Below are 6,049 nucleotides of genomic sequence, written 5' to 3' on the forward strand. Positions count from 1 at the left end.
CTGCAACTATTTTTTCGCGCAGATCGATTGAATATGCTTTCATAAAAAGATAATATTTTTATTCTTATTAACTGTACCCCATAACAGCAGGAAGTGCTGTATATTGGTGTTTGTTAGGGAAAGATGGTTGCAGTAACCTAGAAGAACAGCAAAAAGTATTACGCCCAGTAATTCGCTTATTAAAAAAATACAAACTAGTAATTATTGGGGATAGAGAATTTCACAGTGTAGAACTGGCACAATGGCTCCACAAGCAGAACATAGGTTTTGTATTCCGTCAAAAAAAAGATACTACTTTTCGGAAAAAAAGACAGAAGTTTCAGCCTTTAAGTAGCATTGAAATTTATCCTGGTATTCGCTCCTTTTATCCCGATGTTAAAGTTACTCAAAAACAAGGTTTTGGTTGGTTCAATTTAGCTGTTTATTGGAAAAGGAAGTATCGGGGAAAGCAAGATAAGGAAGCTTGGTATTTATTAACTAATTTACCTGATTTAAACACTGCCATCAAAATATATGCTCAACGTTTTGGGATTGAGGCGATGTTCAAAGATTGTAAAACAGGCGGTTACAATGCGCGAAAGTTCCCAAGCCAACCCTGATAGACTTGTACGTTTAATATTCTTAATTGCTTTAGCAATGACGAGTGCTTGGTTACAAGGTCAAAAAATTAAATTACAGCGACAACAATCTTATGTCTGTCGTTCTCAAGAGCAAAGTAAAGCTGAAAAAAGGCACAGCAATTTTTGGATAGGTTTGTATGGTTTTAATTGGATAGTTGCTTGGCAAGGGTGTCAAGCATGGGTCGAGGAACTGGTCGCTTCCATTCGCAATAAGCAAGCATATTATCAGCGAGGTTTAAGGGCTATGGAGCTTATACAGCAAGCACTTTAGGGAGCTTGTCGCCCCTTGAAGTAATTTGAATATTCCTCAAAATTATGAAAATTTGGGGGTGAGGGAAGATGATATCGTTGAATTAAGTCTTGTTCTAAAAACTTGGGCAATGAAACTTTATATATACGTTCTAAAAATCCTTGATGGCTTTGAAATTCATCTCCATAAATGATACAAATCAAAGGAAATCTTGGAGCTTGTCTAATCTTTTGTTCTAACTCATACTCCTGTTTGCTACGGTTAACTAAATAAGGTAACAGAGGAGGAATTTTTTTTCGTGGTTTTTGTTGTGGTAAATTTTTATTACCAGTCACAACAAAGTTTATTTGATTATTATTTCCATAAAATACAGTATTTCTATTACCTATAACCGCACTATTTTCATTTCCTTGAACTGCACTATTTTCATTTCCTTGTATTGCATTTTGCGCTTGTGGTACTAGGTCATCATTTTGTCCACTCATAGCTATTTTTATCTACAATCCTAATAAATGAGAACCCGCAGCCACACCTAACCAAGTGGCAATTTTTACAATAATCGGTTTGGCTGTTGTCCAGATTTTTTGACCTGCCTCTACACTCTTACTAGTTTTTTCAAGTGTTTCTGCTACACCTGTTAAACGGTCTAATGCACGTTGTTTATTTGGTTCTTCTTTATCTGTGGCTTTCTTAGCAGCACTCAAATCTTCAATTACTTCTTCTTTTGTATCTGGATGTAACTCTGCTCCTTTAATCAAAGTTTCAAGCTGTGTCAATAACTTGACAACATCTTCTTTAGTAAGAGATTCTCCAGTTTCTGTATCCACTTGATTTTGTTGTGTTAGTCGATTGTTGTCACCCAGGACAGCCTGATTATTGTCTCCTTGTACTGCGCGGTTGTTATCACCTTGAACGTTGTTAACGTTGCCGCCAATTGAACCACCAACTGAAAAGCTACCAGGGTTGTGTGTCATAGTACCTACCTCTTCTACTTGAATATTTGAATAAAAACTGGGACGCTGTAGTGCTGTCACTACCATATTCTGTAAATCAGCAATTCTGCTATCTTTTTCGGCTATAAGTGCTTTAACTTCCTGTTCTGCCAGAGCTTTTAGCTGATTATAGGTGGCGAAATACTCAGCACTCAGTTGGGATTTGTCGGCAGCGATCGCAGTTTTGGCCCGGAGCAGAAACTTATCTTCACCCCGCACTTCCATACCTACAATTCGCAAATCTGCTTCGGGGTGATTTTCAGCTAACTGCTTGAACGAAATTGCGATCGCTCTAGGGTCAACGCCTTGGTTATGATACAGGTCGAGCGTGTCGAAGATTGGCTTGATAAAATCACCAAACTCACCCGGAGCGAACACTTCCTTGTAGTTATCAGGTTTGCGAAGTGGATCTGGGTTTTCTTTTGTGGGTAAGCGCATAAAAACATATTCGCACTTTACCCTGTCAAAAAGGGTTTCATTGGTAATACCCCAATCTTCAATAAATGCACCAGTGAGAGTTGCGCCCCTTAAGTCAGTACCGTCTAGCTGTGTTTGTACTAGCTTGGCTCTGGATAAGTCTGCGTCTTGTAAGTTAGCGTGGCTCAAGTCTGCACCGACGAAACTGGCATCTGCTAGATTAACTCCTTGGAGATTTACGCCTCGCAGATCTTGACGATGAAAATTTTTGTACTGTCCGTGTTTATTGATCAACCATTGCTGTAGTTGTACATTAGACAGATAAGTTGTTCCTGAACGTATACAGTCAAGTTTCTTGGCTTGATACCAACAAGTATGAGTCAGAATAGCATTTCTAAAATCGCTACTTTTAAGTAGTGCTTGTGTAAAATTAGCCTTGGTTAAGTCAGCATCTCGAAAACTTGTACCTTCTGTACTGGCAAAAGCAATAATAATCTTCCAAATCCAGCGAAAACGTTTATCTCCATTTAAAGCTAATTGACCAACATAAGAACCTAAACCTGCCCCAACCAGTCCGCCAATAACCCCGCCGAACCATGCTCCACCTTTAATTAATTTTCTGAGTAGTCCATCTCCAATGAGTGTCGTAGAGAATGCTTCGTTACCTGTTACAGATGAATTCAGGGCTACGGCCAAAACAAAAAGCATGGACATCACCCCAGATACAACTATCGCGCCAATCTTAGCCTCTGGTTCATCTACTGCGGCTGCGGGTGCGCCTACAGCTACCACAGCTAAAACAATAGCTACGGCTGCTACCAATTGTATGTTTACAGCTATCGCCCCATAAGTAACATTTAAAACTGTACGCACGAAGCAAATAAACAAGAATGATGTTACGAAAACAGGAAATACACGTGGTTTCAAAGAAAGGAAAAAATATGTGGCGAAAGTAATAACAATACCTGCTGTGAACCCTGATAGTCCTGCTACAAAAAACAATAATAATGAGACAACAAATATTCCGTAGCTTGTCAGCCCAGCTTTTGCATGAATAAAATTTGCTCCTTTGAGATTAGCTTCACTAAAATCACAAGAGCGAATATCAGAGCTGCTGAAGTTTGCCTGCTCAAGGTTTTGACCTTTAAATGAACGACCTCTGAGATTTTGACCGGAGAAGTCTTGGGGCATGGCAGGGCTAGTGAAAACAAGATTTACGCTGGATACAACTTTAGTATGTGCTTTTACGGACTTTAACACAAGAATTCGCAGTTAGTTGAGCAGGAGAGATCGCTGTTTACTTGCTACACCGCAATTATAGTGAGGGTTTTTGGCAAGCCATCTGGTGCGTTCATCGCAGACGTTGGCGCGGCCATCGCTCCCTTCAAGTGGGCAAGGAAAAACAGGATTGTGATTGCGATGTCGGGTGAGGTTGTGTATACGAGCCTTGGGTGAGGTGGTAGCGTTGGCCGAGATGATGCGGCGGTGTCCGATGCAGTAAACTAAGCGATTCAGCTTAAATAGTTTGGAACTTGCTCCTGGGTATCATCGCCACGAGCAATAGCAACTGAGTGTTGAGAAGCTTGTCCTTTTACATCTTTACTTAACTTCCAATTACATAGATGTTTGTAATTTAATTTTCAAGCAATGCTTTGGAAGTGATCACTGAAGCATTCAAAGTTACATTAGTAGTACATTCAAATCGTGTAGAGTTTTTTTTGTTGTGCCTGAAGCAGTATTGAAAGGTCGTGTTGCCCTAGTTACAGGTGTAAGTCGGCGTAAAGGAATTGGCTTTGCGATCGCACAAAGATTAGCAATGTTGGGTGCAGACGTTTTTATTCACTCTTTTTCCCCTTATGATGCTACTCAAACCTGGGGAGCCGATCCTGAGGGTATGGGGGCATCCGGAAGATGCAGCCCGTTTAATTAGTTGGCTAGTAACAGATGATGCTCAATGGATAACTGGACAAGTGATCAATTCTTGTGGAGGTGGAGTTTGATTGTGCGTATAGGCTATTGTGAGTGCGTTCGCTCGTGTCAAGGATGCGGTTGCGCTCAGGTTGATGCGATAACCCAATTGGTCTGTTTATAGATTCCTGCGCTGTTTGGGGCTAGAGGAAAGAATACTGTCACAGAGCAAGTATGCGATTGGTTCGAGTGGGCGAGGCAGAAGCAGATTGTGATTGCGATGTCAGGGGAAACAGTGTATACGGCGGATGGTGAAGCGGTGGCGTTGGCCCAGATGATGCGTCGGTTTCCGTTGGGTGAGTAAGGATCAATTTTTTGCGCTGCCCGTGCGACAGACTGAAAAACGGTCAAGTGATATCGTGTCCGGTTAAATACTATTATGACGACCGCAGAGGAGAGAGTTTTGTCGTTGCGGCACAGATATATCGAATTACAACTGATTAGCCGGACATGATATGAAACATTGTTTACTGCATTTGTACTAGCTGAATGAGACAAAATAATTAGCTTGGTATCTATTGAATTACTTCAAAATTCTCAATTGTGAGATATATTTCTTCATCAGCTATTTGACTGTCGTAATCGATATTAATTTGAGTTGGATAGCCCAATCTAGGACTGTAATTTATATTCAGACTGTAGGCTTGACGATTGAGCGCATCTTGAATCACATTAAAAAGTTTAGGAATTGTGTTGTACTGTGCAAAAAATTCTGGATTCGCGACTGGTTGACCTGTAGCTACAGAAGTGATTGTTGCTTGTCCATTACGTACTTCGATGATGACTGGCCCTCTAGCTTCTGGTATACAAAAGCAACCGTTGCTAAGTGTATAGCGATAGTTGGAAATATTTTGCTCATTCCACAAACGGCGATTAAAATTTAATCGTCTTAAATCCAAATTATTAGCCTTTGGGATTTGTGCTATTTCTATGGCAGATTGGGACATTACTGGTATGTTCAAACCTACAGATAGCAACAAGGTGGCACCGATAATAATAGGTAGACGCATATGAATCGATGAAATTGTAAAAACCTTAAATATATTAATAAATTGAATCTTTAATTATACTTTATCTTTTGGTTAAATATTTGTGGCTGAAGGTAGAAAGTAATAAATTTAATCAACAGATAATTACAGGTTGCGCCCTGGTTGGGTTAAGTTTTCAAAACATTGACTCAGTTGATGGTGGAGGATTGATGCTAGAAATTTTATTATAAATCCCAATACCTTTGCCAAAATAAGAGCCTACAAAGATTTTGTCCAAAATGGCAAAATAACTCATATATAAGCGTTTAGGTTATAAGATAGCTGGAAAGCTCAAACCCTTGATCCTGCTTGCGATATATACATCGATAGCAGGTTCTATCCTTGATTTGGCAAAGTTGGTGTAAAATCCGCGTAATAACCAGGCATTTCTTCATAAGTTCCTCACATTCTTGTTGTAGCTTTTAGAAAAGAGGATGTTTGAAAAGTATCCGTTCAATAAATCGGGGCAAGCTACCAGTTCAGAAAGATTTTACGCCATTTCAGGCTTTTCACTGAGCAGTTTTCTCTGGATTATTGAGCTTATTTAAAACGCAAAATCAAGCCTTTTCCGGTCATATTGCAGGTTTTTACACGAATCTCGGTGCTATGCCTTAATGCGGTGTCGGCAGCAGATTTATTGCAACTTGGTGCTGTGGCGAGTTTGAATATTGCGGATGTGCAAGCTGTACTTACTAGTAGTGATTTTGTAGCTAAAGGTGCGGCAACTTTCACGTTAGGTGCAGGAAATAATCAACAGACTTTTTTAGCACTCAA

The 6,049-nt window shown here is 40.0% G+C and carries 7 protein-coding genes; 4 read left to right on the forward strand and 3 right to left on the reverse strand.

What is annotated here, in order from left to right:
* Positions 1–110: 110 nt before the first annotated feature.
* Positions 111–599, forward strand: a complete 489-nt coding sequence (locus H6G76_RS35790) for a transposase (RefSeq protein ID WP_190710935.1) — start codon at positions 111–113, stop codon at positions 597–599.
* Positions 571–891, forward strand: coding sequence for a hypothetical protein (locus H6G76_RS35795; protein ID WP_190710936.1), 321 nt, complete (start codon positions 571–573; stop codon positions 889–891). The genes H6G76_RS35790 and H6G76_RS35795 overlap by 29 nt, the downstream gene beginning before the upstream one ends.
* Here H6G76_RS35795 and H6G76_RS35800 read toward each other — a convergent pair.
* Both H6G76_RS35800 and H6G76_RS35805 read right to left on the reverse strand, forming a co-directional pair.
* Positions 888–1,355, reverse strand: a complete 468-nt coding sequence (locus tag H6G76_RS35800; protein WP_190710937.1) for a hypothetical protein — start codon at positions 1,353–1,355, stop codon at positions 888–890. The genes H6G76_RS35795 and H6G76_RS35800 overlap by 4 nt on opposite strands.
* Positions 1,356–1,367: 12 nt before the next feature.
* The gene (locus tag H6G76_RS35805) at positions 1,368–3,539 is read right to left on the reverse strand and encodes a pentapeptide repeat-containing protein (protein ID WP_313934897.1); all 2,172 of its coding nucleotides are present in this window, start codon (positions 3,537–3,539) and stop codon (positions 1,368–1,370) included.
* 463 nt (positions 3,540–4,002) lie between these two features.
* Between H6G76_RS35805 and H6G76_RS36770 the strand changes: the two genes are divergently transcribed.
* Complete coding sequence (locus tag H6G76_RS36770) at positions 4,003–4,209, forward strand: hypothetical protein (RefSeq protein ID WP_199337645.1); 207 nt, start codon at positions 4,003–4,005, stop codon at positions 4,207–4,209.
* Positions 4,210–4,762: 553 nt separating this feature from the next.
* Here H6G76_RS36770 and H6G76_RS35815 read toward each other — a convergent pair.
* The gene (locus H6G76_RS35815; protein ID WP_190710938.1) at positions 4,763–5,257 is read right to left on the reverse strand and encodes a DUF6174 domain-containing protein; all 495 of its coding nucleotides are present in this window, start codon (positions 5,255–5,257) and stop codon (positions 4,763–4,765) included.
* Positions 5,258–5,325: 68 nt separating this feature from the next.
* Between H6G76_RS35815 and H6G76_RS35820 the strand changes: the two genes are divergently transcribed.
* The gene (locus H6G76_RS35820) at positions 5,326–5,466 is read left to right on the forward strand and encodes a hypothetical protein (RefSeq protein WP_190710939.1); all 141 of its coding nucleotides are present in this window, start codon (positions 5,326–5,328) and stop codon (positions 5,464–5,466) included.
* The last annotated feature ends 583 nt before the right edge of the window (positions 5,467–6,049 follow it).

Origin of the sequence: Nostoc sp. FACHB-152 (genome assembly GCF_014697475.1) — a bacterium.
Lineage (GTDB): Bacteria > Cyanobacteriota > Cyanobacteriia > Cyanobacteriales > Nostocaceae > Nostoc_B.